This window comes from Tenacibaculum profundi, from assembly GCF_052050075.1.
In the GTDB taxonomy this organism is placed as follows: domain Bacteria; phylum Bacteroidota; class Bacteroidia; order Flavobacteriales; family Flavobacteriaceae; genus Polaribacter.
In genome coordinates, this window is the sequence record NZ_CP197225.1 from 3483419 (window position 1) to 3501320 (window position 17902).

General features: G+C 30.1%; 17 protein-coding genes. 7 read left to right on the forward strand and 10 right to left on the reverse strand.

Annotated features, from left to right (window positions below; genetic code table 11):
• Window positions 1-2 precede the first annotated feature (2 nt).
• The 3 genes from ACSIGE_RS14080 (at window position 3) to ACSIGE_RS14090 (ending at window position 5314) form a co-directional block, all read left to right on the forward strand.
• Entirely contained in the window at window positions 3-2420 is a 2418-nt protein-coding gene (locus ACSIGE_RS14080) for a YfhO family protein (protein WP_440880510.1), read from the forward strand.
• 104 nt (window positions 2421-2524) lie between these two features.
• Window positions 2525-3811 (forward strand): glycosyl transferase family 1, encoded by a 1287-nt coding sequence (locus tag ACSIGE_RS14085; protein WP_440880511.1) that lies wholly within the window; start codon window positions 2525-2527, stop codon window positions 3809-3811.
• A gap of 15 nt (window positions 3812-3826) precedes the next feature.
• On the forward strand, window positions 3827-5314 hold the full coding sequence (locus ACSIGE_RS14090; protein WP_440880512.1) for a lipopolysaccharide biosynthesis protein: 1488 nt from the start codon (window positions 3827-3829) through the stop codon (window positions 5312-5314).
• 187 nt (window positions 5315-5501) lie between these two features.
• Here the strand turns inward: ACSIGE_RS14090 and ACSIGE_RS14095 are convergent, their stop codons facing one another.
• The 9 genes from ACSIGE_RS14095 to ACSIGE_RS14135 all read right to left on the reverse strand — a co-directional run bounded on the left by ACSIGE_RS14095 (window position 5502) and on the right by ACSIGE_RS14135 (window position 13763).
• On the reverse strand, window positions 5502-6080 hold the full coding sequence (locus ACSIGE_RS14095; protein ID WP_440880513.1) for a Crp/Fnr family transcriptional regulator: 579 nt from the start codon (window positions 6078-6080) through the stop codon (window positions 5502-5504).
• 71 nt (window positions 6081-6151) lie between these two features.
• Window positions 6152-6766 carry a WbqC family protein gene (locus ACSIGE_RS14100; protein ID WP_440880514.1) on the reverse strand — a complete coding sequence of 205 codons (615 nt, stop codon included), beginning with the start codon at window positions 6764-6766 and terminating at the stop codon, window positions 6152-6154.
• The gene (lepB, locus tag ACSIGE_RS14105; RefSeq protein ID WP_440880515.1) at window positions 6766-8337 is read right to left on the reverse strand and encodes a signal peptidase I; all 1572 of its coding nucleotides are present in this window, start codon (window positions 8335-8337) and stop codon (window positions 6766-6768) included. The genes ACSIGE_RS14100 and lepB overlap by 1 nt, the downstream gene beginning before the upstream one ends.
• 61 nt (window positions 8338-8398) lie before the next feature.
• A complete protein-coding gene (gene dapB / locus ACSIGE_RS14110) occupies window positions 8399-9100 on the reverse strand; it encodes a 4-hydroxy-tetrahydrodipicolinate reductase (protein WP_440880516.1) in 702 nt (233 codons plus the stop codon).
• Window positions 9101-9103: 3 nt separating this feature from the next.
• Window positions 9104-9682, reverse strand: coding sequence for a DUF5683 domain-containing protein (locus tag ACSIGE_RS14115; RefSeq protein WP_440880517.1), 579 nt, complete (start codon window positions 9680-9682; stop codon window positions 9104-9106).
• A complete protein-coding gene (locus tag ACSIGE_RS14120; protein ID WP_440880518.1) occupies window positions 9683-10570 on the reverse strand; it encodes a ParB/RepB/Spo0J family partition protein in 888 nt (295 codons plus the stop codon).
• 9 nt (window positions 10571-10579) lie between these two features.
• Window positions 10580-11344 carry a ParA family protein gene (locus ACSIGE_RS14125; protein ID WP_440880519.1) on the reverse strand — a complete coding sequence of 255 codons (765 nt, stop codon included), beginning with the start codon at window positions 11342-11344 and terminating at the stop codon, window positions 10580-10582.
• A gap of 277 nt (window positions 11345-11621) precedes the next feature.
• Window positions 11622-12740 carry a DNA polymerase III subunit beta gene (gene dnaN, locus ACSIGE_RS14130; RefSeq protein WP_440880520.1) on the reverse strand — a complete coding sequence of 373 codons (1119 nt, stop codon included), beginning with the start codon at window positions 12738-12740 and terminating at the stop codon, window positions 11622-11624.
• Between the two features lie 72 nt (window positions 12741-12812).
• Entirely contained in the window at window positions 12813-13763 is a 951-nt protein-coding gene (locus tag ACSIGE_RS14135; protein WP_440880521.1) for a lipid A deacylase LpxR family protein, read from the reverse strand.
• 65 nt (window positions 13764-13828) lie between these two features.
• Between ACSIGE_RS14135 and ppk2 (ACSIGE_RS14140) the strand changes: the two genes are divergently transcribed.
• On the forward strand, window positions 13829-14686 hold the full coding sequence (ppk2, locus tag ACSIGE_RS14140; RefSeq protein ID WP_440880522.1) for a polyphosphate kinase 2: 858 nt from the start codon (window positions 13829-13831) through the stop codon (window positions 14684-14686).
• 4 nt (window positions 14687-14690) lie between these two features.
• On the forward strand, window positions 14691-15473 hold the full coding sequence (gene ppk2, locus ACSIGE_RS14145) for a polyphosphate kinase 2 (protein ID WP_440880523.1): 783 nt from the start codon (window positions 14691-14693) through the stop codon (window positions 15471-15473).
• A gap of 1 nt (window position 15474) precedes the next feature.
• Here ppk2 (ACSIGE_RS14145) and ACSIGE_RS14150 read toward each other — a convergent pair whose 3' ends face one another.
• On the reverse strand, window positions 15475-16116 hold the full coding sequence (locus ACSIGE_RS14150) for a hypothetical protein (protein WP_440880524.1): 642 nt from the start codon (window positions 16114-16116) through the stop codon (window positions 15475-15477).
• 81 nt (window positions 16117-16197) lie between these two features.
• Between ACSIGE_RS14150 and ACSIGE_RS14155 the strand changes: the two genes are divergently transcribed.
• The gene (locus ACSIGE_RS14155; RefSeq protein ID WP_440880525.1) at window positions 16198-16743 is read left to right on the forward strand and encodes a Smr/MutS family protein; all 546 of its coding nucleotides are present in this window, start codon (window positions 16198-16200) and stop codon (window positions 16741-16743) included.
• A 12-nt stretch (window positions 16744-16755) separates the two neighbouring features.
• Window positions 16756-17892 (forward strand): cysteine desulfurase family protein, encoded by a 1137-nt coding sequence (locus tag ACSIGE_RS14160; protein WP_440880526.1) that lies wholly within the window; start codon window positions 16756-16758, stop codon window positions 17890-17892.
• Window positions 17893-17902 lie beyond the last annotated feature (10 nt).

Below are 17902 nucleotides of genomic sequence, written 5' to 3' on the forward strand. Positions count from 1 at the left end.
TCATGGACAAAAAAAAGTTTTTACCGTACGTTTCTGTCGGTATTATATTTGTAATTGCCTCTTTGCTTTATTTTAATCCTGTTTTAAGTGGAAAAAAAATAAAACAAGGCGATATTATGCAGTATAAAGGAATGGCTCGTGAATCTACAAATTATAGGGTAGATCATGGCAAAGATTCCTATTGGTTAAGGAATGCATTCAGTGGTATGCCTACCTATCAAGTAGGAGCTCAGTTTCCTAATGATTTTATAAAATATATTGACAAAGTAATACGCTTTTTGCCAAGACCTGCAGATTATTTATTCTTATATTTTTTGAGCTTCTTCATTTTATTAACAGCTTTAAAAGTAGATTGGAAACTAGCAGTGTTGGGAAGTTTATCCTTTGGTTTTTCAACCTATCTAATAATTATTTTCGGAGCTGGACATAATGCAAAAGCACACGCCATAGGGTATATGCCAATGGTTCTTGCTGGTTTTATATATGTGTATCAAAGAAGGTATCTTTTTGGGTTTATTTTAACTTCAGTAGCCATGGCTTTAGAGGTTGTTTCTAATCACCCTCAGATGACGTATTATCTTGGCTTCTGCTTGTTAATGTTTCTCATATTCGAGTTTGTTGATGCATATAAGAATAATGAATTAAAACTGTTTTTTAAACATATTGTAATCGTTTTTACAGCATGTTTTTTAGGACTAAGTGTAAACGCTACGCGCTTATTATCTACAAAAGAATATGCAAACCAAAGTACGAGAAGTAAATCTGAGTTAACAATAAATCCAGACGGAAGCCCTAGGGAGAAATCTTCAGGGCTAGATAAAGCTTATATTACAGAGTACAGTTATGGAATATCGGAAACTCTAAATCTTTTAATACCAAGATTTATGGGTGGTGGGACAGTAGAAAGGCTTGACGAAAAATCTGCATTTTATGAAACAGTAAAACTAAGAGCGGGTGATCAAGTAGCAAAACAGTTCTCGAGCGAAGTATTAACTTATTGGGGAAAACAACCAATTGTTGAAGCTCCTGCCTATATTGGAGCAGTAGTTTTCTTTTTGTTTTTCCTAGGTGTTTTTCTACTTCAAGGAAAAGTGAAATATTGGTTAGTAAGTGCTACTGTATTTTCAATAATTATGAGTTGGGGAAAGAATTTTTCATTTATAACAGACCTATTTATTGATTATTTTCCTTTATATGACAAGTTTCGGGCTGTATCGTCAATTCAAGTGATAGCAGAACTTTGTGTCCCTTTATTAGGTGTTTTGGCATTAAAACAGTTTTTCTCAGATGAAGTATCAAAAGAAAACAAAAAAGAGGCTCTAAAAAAAGCATTATATCTTACCGGTAGTATTACATTGTTTTTTGCTGTTTTAGGTTTTAATTTATTTGATTTTCAGGGTTTAAGAGATGCTCAATACCAACAACAACTTCCTGAATTGGTGGATGCTTTAATCACAGATAGAAAATCTATGTTGAGAGGTGATAGTTTTAGGTCATTTATACTAATTTTGTTTACGGGGGGAGTTTTATGGGCATTTATCAATAAAAAAATAAAATATAATGTAACTATAATTATTATTACCTGTCTGATTGTTTTAGATTTGGTTTTAATCGACTTAAATTATGTTAATAAAGAAGATTTTACTAATGCAAGAAATGTTGATAAACCTTTTGTAGCTAACAATGTAGATAAAGAAATTTTAAAGGATAAAGGGTATTATCGTGTGGCAAACTTTTCAGGGAATGTATTGAACGAAGCAAGAACATCATATTTTCATAATTCAATTGGTGGATATCATGCAGCAAAAATGAAGCGTTATCAAGAGCTATTTGAGTATCAAATCGCAAAGAATAACTTAGAAGTGTTAAATATGCTAAATACCAAATATTTTGTGTTAGGGGAAGGTAAAGTTCAGAAAAATACAGAAGCTAATGGTAGTCAGTGGTTTATTAAAGAATTGAAAGTTGTAGAATCTGCGAATAATGAAATTTTAGGATTAGATAGTTTAAAAACAAAAGAGGGAGCGATTATCAGAAAAAAGGATTTCGAAAGACTTAGCATAGATAAATTAGTGAAATTTGAAAGAGATTCGACTGACTTTATCAAGTTAGTTGATCATAATGCAGCAAGTTTGAGGTACAAAACATCTGCGAAATCAATTCAATTTGCTGTTTTTTCAGAAATTTATTACCAAAAAGGATGGAATGCCTATTTGGATGGAAAATTAGTTCCTCATAGCAGGGTAAATTACGTATTAAGGGGAATGTCGATTCCAAAAGGTAACCATGTAGTAGAATTTAAATTTGAGCCTAAAGTTATAACTGAAGGAAGAGTGATTAGTTTAGTATCATATGTTTTTATGTTTCTAATTCCTCTAGGAGGGTTTATAATTAAAAAAAGAATGAAATCTATAACCTAAAGAGCCCTAAATAGACAGATATTGAATAGAAATTTGATGAAATTAAATTTGAAGCATGCGTTTAAAAACTTTAAAGTAATGTTAACTTATTATTATAAATTATATTGAAAGTACTAATTGTAACTTATTATTGGCCTCCTGCTGGTGGTCCAGGTGTACAACGTTGGTTAAAGTTTGTGAAATATTTAAGATACTATGGCGTAGAACCTGTTGTATTTACAGCGAAGAATCCTGTTTACCCTTTAACAGATGTAACACTTGAAAAAGATATTCCTGAAGGTACTGAAATTATAAAATGTCGTATTACAGAGCCAAATGCAATTCTTTCAAAGTTCAAAAAATCAAACGTACAAAACAGTATGGGGTTCTTGAACCCTAATCCAAGTTTATTTGAAAAATTATTACTTTATATCAGAGCAAATTTTTTTATACCTGATGCACGAATGTTTTGGGTAAAACCATCAGTAAGGAAATTAGAAAGGTATTTAGAAGAAAATAAAGTGGATGCTCTAATAACAACTGGACCACCTTATAGCGTGCATCTTATAGGATGGCATTTAAAAAAGAGATTAGCTATTAAGTGGATAGCCGATTTTCGTGACCCTTGGACCAGTGTAGATTATTTTCATTTATTACCGTTAAGCCAAAAGGCAATTAAAAAGCATCATTATCTTGAAAATTTGGTTGTTAGAGATGCGGATAGTGTCCTTATGGTTAGTAATCATGCGAAACAAAAATACAAAGATAAGGCTAGTTTAATTGATGTTATCACTAATGGCTATGATGAAGATAATGATTTCGTTAAGGAGGATACAGTTATAGACTCGAAATTTACATTAACTTATATTGGAATGATGAGCTCAGAAAGAAATCCTAAAGTATTATGGGAAGTTCTATCTGAAATTTCAGAGAACGACAGTAATTTTAGGGATGATTTTGTTCTACGATTCATTGGTAAAATTGATGATACGGTAAGTAAGAGTTTAAAAGAAAGTAACATAAAAAATATTGAGAAAATTGGTTATGTTCCTCATAACGATGCTAAAAGATTTCAAAGAAAATCGCAGGTCTTACTTATAGTAGTAAATGATTATCCTAGTGCGAAAGAGATGATCCCAGGAAAAACATTTGAGTATTTACAAGCAAGAAGACCGATATTAGGCATAGCGCCAACTGAAGGAGACTTGGCGGATATAATCAGAGAAACTAAATCAGGTGAAGTCTTTTCTTATCATGCAAATAAGAGAAAACTTAGGAGTTATATATTAAAGCTTTATAAATGTTACAAAAATGAAGGCATTGATATGTTAACAGAGGATATATCTCAATTTCACAGAAAGAAGTTGACGGAAAAACTAGTAACTTTTATCCACAAAACTATCAAAAACTAAAAAACGCATTTTACATTGGGAATTATTTTCAAACAATCGCTAAAAAACACAGTCATTATATATCTGGGTTTTTTAATTGGAGGTATTAATACGATCTTTCTTTATGCTCGTTTTTTAAAAGAGGATTATTATGGATTGGTAACTTTTGTTCTATCTTCTTCAAATTTAATTATGCCTCTGATTGTTTTAGGTATGCATAATACGATCATTAAATATTTTACAAGTTATAGCACCAAAGACGAAAAGGATAAGTTTTTAAGCTCTATTATGTTTTTGCCGTTAATTATAGCTTTATTAATTGGGTATTTTTGGGATATTTTTCACCATGGTATTTTAAGCGCTACAATTAAAGACAATCGCATTATTGAAAATTATACAATTTATATTTATATAGTTGCAGTAAGTTGTGCTTATTTTGAAATGTTTTACTCTTGGGCAAAAGTGCAACTACAGTCTGTTTTTGGAAATTTATTAAAAGAATTATACAATAGAGTAGCAGTAATGGTTCTGCTATTTGCAGTTTATTTTGATCTACTTAGCAAAGAGAATTTTATTGTATACTTATCTTATGCTTATATATTTCGTGTAATACTGATGATGTTATATGCATTTAAGTTATATAGACCTAAGATTACACTAAGCTTACCTCATAATTATATAGAAGTATTAAAGTATTCAGCATATATTTTGTTGGCAGGTAGTGCAAGTGCTATAGTTCTTGATATAGACAAAGTTATGATTCCAGGAAAAGAAGGATTTGCAAAGGCAGCGTATTATAGCGTAGCAGTTTTCATTGGTAGTTTTATTGAGGCGCCAAGTCGTGCAATGACTCAAATAATTCAACCCCTTACTTCAAAATCAATAAATGATAACAATGGAAAAGAGTTATTGTCTTTGTATAAAAAAAGCTCTATTAACTTATTGGTGATTGGAGGATTGTTTTTTGTGTTAGTAAATACTAATGTAACAGATTTATTTAAAGTAATGCCAGAAAAAGGGTACGCAGGGGGTGAGTTAGTAGTATTAATGATTTCACTTGCAAAATTATTGAATATGTCTTTAGGAAATAATACTGCCATAATTAATAATTCAAAATTTTATAAAATTGCATTACCTGTTAGTTTTGGCATGGCCTTTACAGTATTTTATTTGAATAATTATTTTTATTATGATTTGAACTTTGGAACCAATGGTTTGGCATTAGCAACATTTTTAGTGGTTTCTTTTTTTGGTTTTTTAAAGTTATGGTTTGTTAATGCTAAATTAAAAATGTTTCCTTTTACAATGAAAACACTTACTGCTTTTTTAGTGATAATTTGTTTTTATATTTTATTTAAAAATATAAATTTTAATCTTGCTGAATTTTATGTTTATAATTTTAATATAGCACCAGTACTGAATATAATTGGCAAAAGCATCTTAATTATTATATTATATACTTTTATAGTTTTAAGATTGAAAATATCTGATCAGCTTAATGATTTACAAAAGAGATTCATATAAATAAAGTTTTAAAATAAATATAAGGAGGAATTCTTTTTAGAAAGAATTAGAAAAGAGAAAAGGTTTGTAATAACAAACCTTTTTTCTGTAAGGGGAAACCAAATATCTGATAACAAATCAGATATAATATTTTATGGTGCAAATATATGTTTAATATCAAACAAAAAGATTAACATATGTTTATATTTTAAATAGAGTATATTTTTTTCCTAATACGACTGAGCTGTACAGGAGTAATATTTAAAAAAGAAGCTATATGGTATTGTGGTATAAGATTATCAATATCAGGTACATCTTTTTTAAGTTTTAAATAGCGTTCTGTAGCGTTTAGCAAAGCAAGTTCATCTAATCGTTGTTCTGTACGAATAAAAACTTTTTCTAAAACTTTTGAATATAAAAGAGAAATTTCGTGATGATTTTTAATTATTTTAATTAGTTCATTAAAGTCACCTATGAAAAATTCACAGTTTGTTAAGCATTCATAGGTAGCATTTGAACTCGACTTAACACTTAATGATGAAAGCGGACCAAATGTTGTTATTCCTGTATAAATAGTTCTTGTATGTTCTTTATTTTTAAGATTAACAAAACTTCTAGCAACACCATCAACTAATATATAAAAATTAGTAGGAACCTGCCCTTGTTTAATTATGGCTTTACCTTTTGGAAAGGATTCCCTTTTAATAATTGAGCCTAATATTTTAAGAGAATGGCCAGAAATTTCAGGCATAAAGTGTCTAGCAAAGGGTTCTAAATGATGTGGCATTATTTAGCTATATTGATACAAGGGTTGTTTAACGAAATAGATTCGTTATTTTTTAAGGGATAGTTAAATTTTTATAAATTTACTGAAATTTTATTTAAAAAGCTAAGAGAATTTCTTCCTTCCATAAATAAAAGGTCTAATATGGAAAGATTAGGAATAAACCCATGTTTGTCATCAAACATTTGAACATAAGTATCCATGTTAATAGATGTTCCTTTTTTAGCAATCGCTAGAGTACGAAAATCGTCTTCTGATGTTAGCACGTATTCACTAGTTTTAATAAATACAGGATCCAGTCCCAATGAGTCCATTATAAAAAAATGTGTATCAAACAAAAGATCGTGCAAATATTTATAATTTTTATTAAAGATTTTATGTAGATCATCTTCAAAAAACTCAAAAAAAGGAGAAGAACGATAAGCCGTTTGAAGCGATTTTAAATGTTGTTTTTGCCAGGGAAAATTTCTTTCTACTAGGGTATCCTTTGTTTTTTTTCTATCTTTATTTAAATTATGTTTTACAGGAACGTTTAAAGATAACTTACCGTTTGAACCATATATATAACATCGGTTTCTGTAGGTTTGTTTTTGAAAATTATCATTTACTTCAAATACAATATTTTTTGATTTATAAATTGCTGCATATTGAGAAATAGGAGCAAAATATGCTGGGATAAATAAAGACATTAAACTCTTTTCTTTTTTCTTTTTCTAAAACTATATAAAGCATATAACAATACTAGAGCAACAACAAGCCATAGATAAGAAACAGGCTTTCCATTACCGCCTACTGTTGTAAATAATCGTTCCCATCTAATTTTATTAAGATCACTATCAAAGCTAAACCAAATCATAACAGGTTTTCCAACTACATGATCGAAAGGAACATATCCCCAGTTTCTAGCATCTAATGAATTATGGCGGTTATCACCCATCATCCAAAAGTAATCTTGTTTAAAAGTGTAAGAAGAGGCTTTTTTGCCATTTATATATATGTCATTTTCAAATATTGTTAAATTATTATTTTCATACCTTCTAATAATTTGTTCATAAAAGGGAATGGTGTTTTCATTTAAAGAAACTGTTACCCCTTTTTTAGGAATGTAAATTGGTCCAAAATTATCAGAGGACCAAGGGTATTTTGGGTTATGTGGGAACACCGATTTTTGATATTGCCCCTTGGGTTCTATATGTTTTTTTATACTTTTAACAATTTTATTTTTCTCTAAGGAGGCTGCCTCTTCATCAGTCAAATTTAATAGATAAAGACCGTTTCCTAATATGCGTGATTCTTTTTGTAACTTATATTTTACAATATCATTACGACTAAATTCTTTTCCACCAGTATTCACTTCAAAATACCATTGCGGTTTTGCTCTATCTGGTAGAATGGTTCTTTTGTTATTTATATAAACATACCCATTTCTAACTTCTAAACTATCTCCAGGAATACCCACACATCTTTTAACATAGTTAGTTCTCTTGTCGATAGGTTTATAAGTTTGCTTTCCAGAAACATCTCCCCACATTGTTTTTGTTGTATCTGCAGGCCAATTAAAGACTACAATATCATTTCTTTTTATTTTCTGAATGCCAGGAAGCCTTAGATAGGGTAATGATAATTTATTTTTCCAGTTGTTTTGTTTCTTAGAATCATCTTCTGATACGAATGATTTAATACCTATTCCAGGAATTGTATCGTGTACCATAGGAAAAGATAAAGCGGTCATTGGGGGGCGTGCTCCGTAGTGAAACTTACTAACAAATAGATAATCCCCGACTAGAAGTGTTTTTTCTAAAGAAGACGTGGGAATTGTATAAGGTTGCATAAAATAAGTATGTACTATTGTAGCAGCAATGATAGCAAAAGAAATAGAGCCCAACCATTCATCAAAAGGAGTAGGAGCTTTGGTACTTCTATTTTCTTTATAAGGATCATTTGTGAAATAATTGATATAATAAATATAAAAACCTAAGGTTAGTATGGAAAGTGTTGTGTCTTTGCTCTTATTATATCCAAAACTTCTACAAGTCTCTATCCAAATTATAGGGAACATTAAAAGATTTATAATTGGAATAAATAATAAAATTACCCACCATTTTGGTCGGTTAATGATACCCATTAAAATAATAGCGTTATAAATAGGAATCGAAGCTTCCCATGATTTTCTTCCAGCTCTTACATAGAGCTTCCAGGTACCAATAAAATGAATAACTTGAATTATTAAAAAAAAGATAAACCATTCAGTAAATGTCATAATTTTATATTTTAAACTCTATTTATTATTAATACGGGTGTTTTGTTGCGAAAATTACCTTTTAAGTTAGACTTAATACATCTCTCATATTAAAAACCCCAGTTTTACCAAGTAGCCATTCAGCAGCAATTACAGCTCCAAGTGCAAAACCTTCTCGGTTATGAGCTGTGTGTTTTATGTCAATTGAATCTACAATTGAATTATAAGAAACGGTGTGTGTACCTGGAACATTAGGTGTTCTAATAGCCGTAATAGGAATATTATTATTATCATTATCACCTTCTAGAGTCCAAGAATTCATTGATGAACTTCCAATAATGTTTTCAGCTAAAGTTATAGCCGTTCCACTAGGAGCATCTAATTTACTTGTATGATGAATTTCTTCGATTGATGTACTATATTGTTCCAAATTATTCATTATTCGCGCTAATTGCTTGCTTAATTCGAAGAATAAGTTAACTCCTAAGCTAAAATTCGAGGCATAGATGAAAGCGCCCTTTTTATCATTACATTTTTGGATTACTTGATCATATTTTGCTAACCAGCCTGTTGTTCCGGATACTACTGGGATATTATGATCAAGGCAGTTTAAAATATTATCATAGGCAACATCTGGAAGGCTGAAGTCTATTGCAATATCTGCAGATGTTATATCATATTTTTCTTTTCCAGAATATTTTATAACAATTTCATGTTTTCTTTGTAAAGCTATTTTTTCAATCTCTTTACCCATTCTACCGTATCCTAATAAGGCTATTTTCATTTTTTAGAAAGAATATTTAAAAGTTAAACCAACCTGCGGAGTTTCTTGTAAAATCGAATTTATCTTTAGAGATGGTTTTATTGTTAGATTGTCATTTGTTTCAAATTGAAGCAAATGAGCATTAACACTAGCTTCAACTATTTGTAATACATACAGAAGTATCCCCGTTAATAACGATAAATCTCTATTTCTTCTAAGAACTCTTTGAGCATTTTCTAGTCCTGAAGTTGAAATTAGTTGATTACCGTTTTCATCTGTAAATTCATCTTTTAACCCTTGTGATCTTAATTTAAAGGCAGTTCTAAATCTATCGTAATCATTACTATTAATAACGTAATAATAAACACTAGAGCCTATAGCTCCCCATACAATGGGTGCTTTCCAGTATTTTTTATTATATATCTGCCCTCCTCCAGGGAAGATAGCTGAATAAAAAGCTGCTTTAGAAGGAGACAATGGATTATATAAATCTTCTACTACAAGTGTTTTTTTTACTTTAATGTTTAACGAATCTTTCTGAGCAAAAGAGAATGTAACGAAACATAAGTAAACAAAAATGAATATGAGTTTTTTTATGAACAATTATTGTAATAATTTTTTTATTCGATTAAAATCTTCCTCTGAATTAAAGTTGATAGCTATTTTTCCTTTCCCTTTATCGTTGACAGTAACATCAATTTTGTTGCCAAAATAGTTTGTCATTTCTTTAACACCGTCAGTAATATATTTGGGTAGAGCTTTTTTCTTAGAGGTTTTAGCTATTTTTCCTTCTTTTAAGTTTTTTACTAACTCTTCAGTCTGTCTAACAGACAATTTATCTCGAACAATTTTTTCATAAATATTCAGTTGATCTGAGTTACTATCAATATTTATTAAAGCTCTGCCATGGCCCATAGAAATAAAACCATCTCTCATTCCTGTTTGAATGATCGGGTCTAATTTTAAAAGACGAAGGTAATTTGTTACAGTTGAGCGTTTTTTTCCAACGCGAGTACTAAGTTCTTCTTGCGTTAATTTAATTTCATCTATAAGACGTTGATAAGATAGAGCAACTTCGATTGGATCAAGATTTTTTCGTTGAATATTTTCAACTAATGCCATTTCTAGCATTTCTTGATCATTAGCTAATCTTATATAAGCAGGAATTCTTGCATTTCCTATTAGTTTAGAAGCTCTATAACGACGCTCTCCAGAGACTAATTGAAATTTATCACTGGTAAGTTTACGTACTGTAATTGGCTGAATTACACCTAATTCTTTTATTGAACTAGCTAGCTCCCTTAAAGCTTCTTCATCAAAATAAGTTCTGGGTTGGAAAGGGTTAACCTCTATTGAATTAATGTCTATTTCAATGATGTTTCCCACTAATTTATCAGCATTTTTATCAGAAGCCGAATTAACTTCAGCTGTTTCTTTTAGTAAAGCGGATAAACCTCTACCTAGAGCTTGTTTTTTAGTTGCTTTTGCCATTATTTGTTTTTAAACTTTTTTATTTAAAATTTCATTTGCCAAATTTAAGTAATTTACAGCACCTTTACTGGTTGCATCATAAGAAATAATGCTCTCACCGTAACTAGGGGCTTCACTTAAGCGAATATTTCGATGAACTACTGTTTCAAAAACCATAGAACTAAAATGTTTTCTGACCTCTTCAACGACCTGATTAGATAATCGCAAGCGAGGATCATACATGGTTAATAGCAGACCTTCAATAGCTAAATTTTGATTGTGTATTTTTTGAACACTTTTGATTGTGTTGAGTAATTTACCGAGACCTTCAAGTGCAAAATATTCGCACTGTATAGGAATAATTACCGATTGAGCTGCCACTAACGAGTTTAATGTAATTAAACCAAGTGAAGGAGCGCAATCAATTAGGATATAGTCGTATATTTCTTTAACACTTTCTAAGGCAGTTTTAAGCATAAATTCACGCTGTGCTTTATCTACTAATTCAATCTCAATAGCAACTAAATCTATGTGTGCGGGAATTATATCAACATTAGGAGAATCGGTAGTAACAATGATGTCTTTAGGATCAACTGTATGTTCTAAAACTTGATAGGTACCGGCTTCAACAGACTCAACGTCTATACCTAGTCCTGAAGTTGCGTTTGCTTGAGGGTCAGCGTCTATTAATAGTACCTTCTTCTCTAAAACGCCTAAAGCAGCTGCTAAATTTACGGTAGTTGTTGTTTTACCAACTCCACCTTTTTGATTTGCTATTGCAATAATTTTACCCATTGTAAATTCCTCTAATTTGAAAAACGTAAATTTACAATTATTTATGGTTTTTAAAAGGGAAATGTTTTAACAATAATTAAAGAGATGTTAATTTATTTTTCGTTTAAAATATTTCCCAAAAATTATTAAAAATATTTTTTACTTTTTTTATCTTTTATTAAAATAAATAGCTCGAGAACTGTTCTTAAAACAATAAATATTTATTTTTAAATAAAAAAAGTATAATTAATTCTGCTGTAATTATACTTTTTATTATTTATTAATATTTTGTGGTTATTTAGGTGTTCAACATTACTGGCATAACTAACATTGTAATTAATTCTCCTTCTTCTGTCCCATCAATAGGTGTCAAAATTCCTGCTCTATTCGGTAAACTCATTTCTATTAAAACATCATTTGAGTTCAGGTTATTTAACATCTCACTTAGAAATCGCGAGTTAAATCCAATTTGCATATCATCTCCCTGATAATCGCATATTAATCTTTCATCAGCTTTATTTGCGTAATCTAAGTCTTCTGCAGAAATATTTAATTCTGTACCTGCCATTTTCAAACGAATTTGATGCGTAGTTTTACTAGAGAAAATAGAAACACGGCGAACAGAATTCAAAAATGTAGCTCTGTCAACAGTTAACTTATTCGGGTTTTCTTTTGGTATTACCGCTTCATAATTGGGGTATTTGCCATCAATTAAACGGCATATTAGAATAATGTTTTCAAATGAAAATTTAGCATTTGTATCGTTATATTCAATTAAAACATTTTCTTCTGTCGATCCTAGTATTCCCTTTAAAAGGTTAAGAGGCTTTTTGGGCATTATAAATTCTGCTGACTTGTCGGCAGTAATATCTGTTCTAGTGTATTTAACTAGCTTGTGAGCATCAGTAGCTACAAAGGTTAATTCTTTTGAATTAAACTGAAAAAAAACACCACTCATAACAGGTCTTAAATCATCATTTCCTGTTGCGAAAATAGTTTTGTTTATGGCAGCTGCCAAAATACGAGATGGAATTTCACTACTGCTAGGCGAAGGAAGTTCAACAGCCTTAGGAAATTCATCTCCATTAAAATAAGCCATATCATATTTTCCTTGTTCAGAAATAATCTCTATGGTGTTTTCTCCTTCGGTCTTAAATGTTAAAGGCTGATCAGGAAACGTTTTTAAGGTATCTAAAAGTAATTTTGCGTTAATAGCTATAGAACCTGAGTCTGTACTTTCTACTATAATTACGGAACTCATTGTAGTTTCAAGATCAGAAGATGATATTTTGAGTTGATTTTCTGATAGCTCGAGTAAGAAATTGTCTAGAATCGGTAATGTATTGTTGCTATTTATAACCCCTCCTAAAACTTGTAGTTGTTTTAATAATTGAGAGCTAGATACGATAAATTTCATGAATTATTTTTCTAATGATTCGAATTACAAATATATTTTAATTTGATGATTTTTAAAATTTATTTTTATGAACTATTTAAATTGATAATTAATTTGAATAGTACCAAAAAAGTTTCCTCTCGGAACTTGAGTGCTTTTTAGTTTTTTTGAGTGGTAGTTTACAGTATATCCAAAATGAAACTTACCAGAGGTGAAGCAAATTCCTATTTGATTTGTAAAAACAAAAGGCATTACAGGATAAGTTATAGGACTATCGTTGTTTAAGAAGCTACCTTGAATAGTAGCATCGTAAAATATATATTCAATTTTTGGTTTAATGAATAAAAAAAATTCTTTTTCATTAAAAGAGTTACTTCCTGATGCATTTAAGTTACTGCCGAAGGCGATAGAGTTTGTTACTTCTTGAAGTTGTATTAGACTAAACCTACCTAACAATCCTGTGTTAACATTACCTAAAACAGTTCCTAAACTGGCTTCACTAAGCCAGTTTAGATCAAAATATTTTGAGTTTGTTTCAAACAGTTTGGTACCAAAAGTTGTTTTAAAATTGAAAGCGAAAGCATCTTTTATTTGATATTGCCATCCGACAGCTCTTTTAAAACCATAAATATCGTGTATAAAATTTTGTAGTTCTTTTGCTATCGAAATTGGACCAATTGCACCAATCTCAATAGAATTTTTTATAAATGAATCGTCTTCATAAAATTGGTCGATACCAAATCCACCATATAAATATCCAGCAAAAGGCCTGTCATGGAGTTCTGGGGATTGAACAACCGCTTTAAACGGTGTGTACATTTTATGACCGAGTTGGATGTTGTATATTTTTTTTACAGCTTTAGATTTATTATTTGTATCGATAAATCGATATGTTAGAAATATCCCATTTGTATAATATCTATCTTGGTAATAAGAAATGTAAAGATCATTATCATTGATAAAGCTGAATTCTTTACTATATTGCTTTTGTGAATAACAATAAAAAGGAATAATAATAAATAAAAATGCTTTAAAATTTTTCATACTGCAAATATCATTTTATTTTAGCCTATCATGTGTTAAAAAATCAAAAATATTTATCATCTTTTATGAAAGAAAAAATTAAGCTAACCAGTTTTGATTTTCAAAATATTGGTTCTAATACTGAGCTGTTAGAATTGATTAAGAAGAAGGGAATCTCTATCGAGAAAGTTAAAACAAAAATTAATTATGAGAATGAATTAAAATTACTTCAAATAGAGTTAGTTAAATTACAGCAGTGGATAGCTAAAAATAATAAAAGAGTGGCAGTAATTTTTGAAGGAAGAGATGCTGCAGGTAAAGGAGGAAGCATAAGAAGATTTACTGAACATTTAAATCCGAGAGCAATGCGCTTGGTAGCACTCAATAAACCAACTGAAGTTGAAAAGGGACAATGGTATTTTCAACGATATATAAAAGAACTTCCAAATCCAGGAGAAATTGTATTCTTTGATAGAAGCTGGTATAACAGAGCTGTAGTAGAACCCGTAATGGGATTTTGTGATGATGGACAGTATAAGAAGTTTTTAGTTCAAGTTCCCGAATTTGAACATATGTTGTACGAGGATGGTGTGGTTATTATAAAGTTTTGGCTTTCTATATCAAAATCAGAACAATTAAGAAGATTTAATGCAAGAAATAATAACCCATTGAAGCGCTGGAAGTTTAGTCCAGTAGATAAAAAAGGACAAGAGCTATGGGATAAGTATACCTTCTATAAAGATGAGATGTTTAGTAAAACTCATACAGCCTATAGCCCTTGGATTGTAGTTAAAACAAATGATAAGAAAAAGGCAAGAGTTGAGTCAATGCGACATGTTTTATCTCAGTTTGATTATGAAGGGAAAAAAAAAGCACAAACAATCTTGAATCCAGACCCTAATATAGTAACACGTTATTATCGTTCTGTAAACCATTTAGACTAAATTTATGGAAAATCTAAGCAAGAAAGATGTTAATAAATTAAATTCCGTGAGAGGCTTAAAAGCTATTTTATCAAAAGAGCCATATAACCTTGAAAGAGCGATTCGTTATGTGAATTATGAGCGAAAGTTAAAAAAACTCCAGGTAGAATTAATTCGATTACAAACATGGGCAATTCAAAATGAGGAAAGAGTAATTGTTCTATTCGAAGGAAGAGATGCTGCAGGAAAAGGAGGTGCCATAAGAAGAATAACTGAACGAATTAATCCTAGACATATGAGAATTGTAGCTTTACCAAAACCTAATGAGGATGAAAGAACGCAATGGTATTTTCAAAGATATGTAGAACAGTTCCCAAAGGCAGGAGAAATGGTCTTTTTTGATAGGAGTTGGTATAACAGAGCTGTTGTTGAGCCTGTTAATAACTTTTGTACAATCGAAGAATACAATATTTTTATGAATCAGGTCAATGATTTTGAGAGAATGATACTCGAATCGGGTATTCGACTAGTAAAGATATATATGTCTATTAATAAAAAGGAGCAAGCAAAGCGATTTAATGAGATCAAAAATGATCCGCTAAAGCAGTGGAAAATGACTCCCGTTGACGAACGTGCTCAAGAGCTTTGGGATGAATACACAGAATATAAACGTACTATGTTTTCGAAAACGAATACAGAGATCTCTCCATGGAAAGTTATCAGAGCTAATAGAAAAACAATTGCAAGAATTAATGTTATTAATTATATCTTAAAGAGTATACCGTACGATAAAAATACACAAGTATAGCTTATATTTTAAGTATCTGACGATTTATTTCTTCGAAAATAAAGTATATTTCACCTGCAATAAGATTACTTGTTTCTAGATACTCTTCACGAGTTTTATGGGTATTGTCAAAAATTTTAGGATCAGAATAAGGTAAATGAAGCCTATGAATTGCATCTGGAATAAAAGGACAGCTTTCATGAGCATTATTACATGTGGTTATCGCTATGTATGGGAATTCATTAATAGGATCTTCAAATATTTTTGAAAAAGCTCTCAAAGGAGTTTTACACCCTTTAAATGATACTAGATATTTAGGATTTTGATGAGAAAAATTGTCTAGGTCAAATTCAAACCCAGCGTATTGTAAAACTTTTACTGCATTTCGATGAAATTTAGTAACTTCAGTTCCACCAGACAAAGAAAAAATATTAGGAAGTTGAAAGTAATTAATAGCAAAAAAAGCCCATACTTGTGCAAGTTGACTTCTTCTTGAATTATGAGTACAAATAAAATTTATATTTATTTTTTGCCTATCCAAATATGCTTCAGCAATGGTATCTGCTATTTCAATCAATAAACTTTCTCTTTTTTTTGATAGAAATAAATTGTTTTTCGCGTTTTCAAATAAAACTTTTGTATTGATGTTTTTTGAGCTAGTCATTTATTTAGTGTTCTTTTGCACATAATATTATTTACAAATGTAAATGCTAATTTATTTTAGTTAATTAAATAATAGTTAATTATGTGTTTTGAAATTGGAAACAAAGTAGCTGTAATTGATGATAAAATAGAGGGAGTAGTGATTGATATAGTTGAAGAAGAGGTTTGTATCAAAGATTCAGATGGTTTGAAATATCGATATTATAAGAGCGATTTAATAAAAATAGATGATAAGACAACGGATTTAGACAGTAAATTCAATTTAAGCGGTTTGAGTTGGAAAGAGAAAGATCGTCAAAATAGGAAAAAAAGAAAACTTTTTGTTAAGTCAAAGAATGAGGTTGTTTTGGAAATTGATTTACATATTGAGAAATTAATTCATTCTAATAAAGAGATAAAAAAGATTGATATATTAGATTATCAAATTAAAATAGCTCGAGAAAAAATAGAATATTGTATTAAAAAAAGGATTAATAAAATTGTTTTTATACATGGTATTGGTGAAGGTATTTTGAAGTCAGAGTTATATTTTCTACTTGATTGTTATCCGGTAGAGTATTATGATGCATCATATCAAAAATATGGATTGGGAGCAACTGAAGTTTATATATATCAAAATCCAAATTAGTACTTTTGTTTTATGGATAAGATATATTTAGATAATGCAGCTACCACTCCTATTTTACCTGAGGTTGTAGATGTAATGAGCAAATCAATGTTAGAGAACTTTGGAAATCCATCATCTACACATGGGTTTGGTAGAAAAGCTAAAGCAGCTTTAGAGGAGGCCAGAAAAAATATTTCTAGTTATTTTAACGTTTCAAGCAGTGAAATTATTTTTACTAGTGGAGGTACAGAGGCTGATAATATGATTTTAAAAAATGCCGTAATCAACCTAGGGGTAGATACCATTGTAACAACTAAAATAGAGCATCACGCTGTTCTCCATGTAATCGACTTTCTTAAAGAAACATATAATATAAAAGTAATTTATTTAGATATTGATTTTAAAGGTAATATCAATCTTAATAACCTATCAAATATACTTTCAAATTTAGAAGGTAAAATATTAGTCAGTTTAATGTGGGTGAATAATGAAGTTGGAAATTTATTGCCAATTAAAGAGGTAGCTACTATTTGTAAAGCGAATGGAGTTTTATTTCATTCAGATACAGTACAAGCTATAGGGCATTATAAGTTAGACTTACAAGAGGTTTCACTTGATTTTATGGTAGCGAGTGCACACAAATTTCATGGCCCCAAAGGTGTAGGTTTTACATTTGTTAAAAAAGGTATTGATTTAAAACCGATGTTACATGGAGGGAACCAGGAAAGAGGAGTTAGGTCTAGTACCGAGAATTTACATTCGATTTTGGGTATGGAAAAGGCGTTAAGTTTATCTTATATAAACTTAGATAATGATATGGCTTATATAAAAAGATTAAAAGAATATTTTATTAATAAGCTTAAGAAAGAGTTTGAAGGAGTAGAATTTAATGGAGAATCAGAGAATTTAAATAAAAGTAGTGATACTATTTTAAATGTTAGATTGCCTTTTAGCCACGACATGCTATTATTCTCATTAGACTTAAGCGGTGTTTCAGTGTCTGGAGGGAGTGCTTGTCAAAGCGGTAGTAACATAGGGTCTCATGTATTAAGTGAATTACTATTAAAACCAAAAGATCAGAATAGGTCATCCGTGCGTTTTTCTTTCAGTAAATTAAACACTTTTAAAGAGTTAGATTTTACTATAAATTTATTGAAGAAATTTAAATAATTCATTAGTA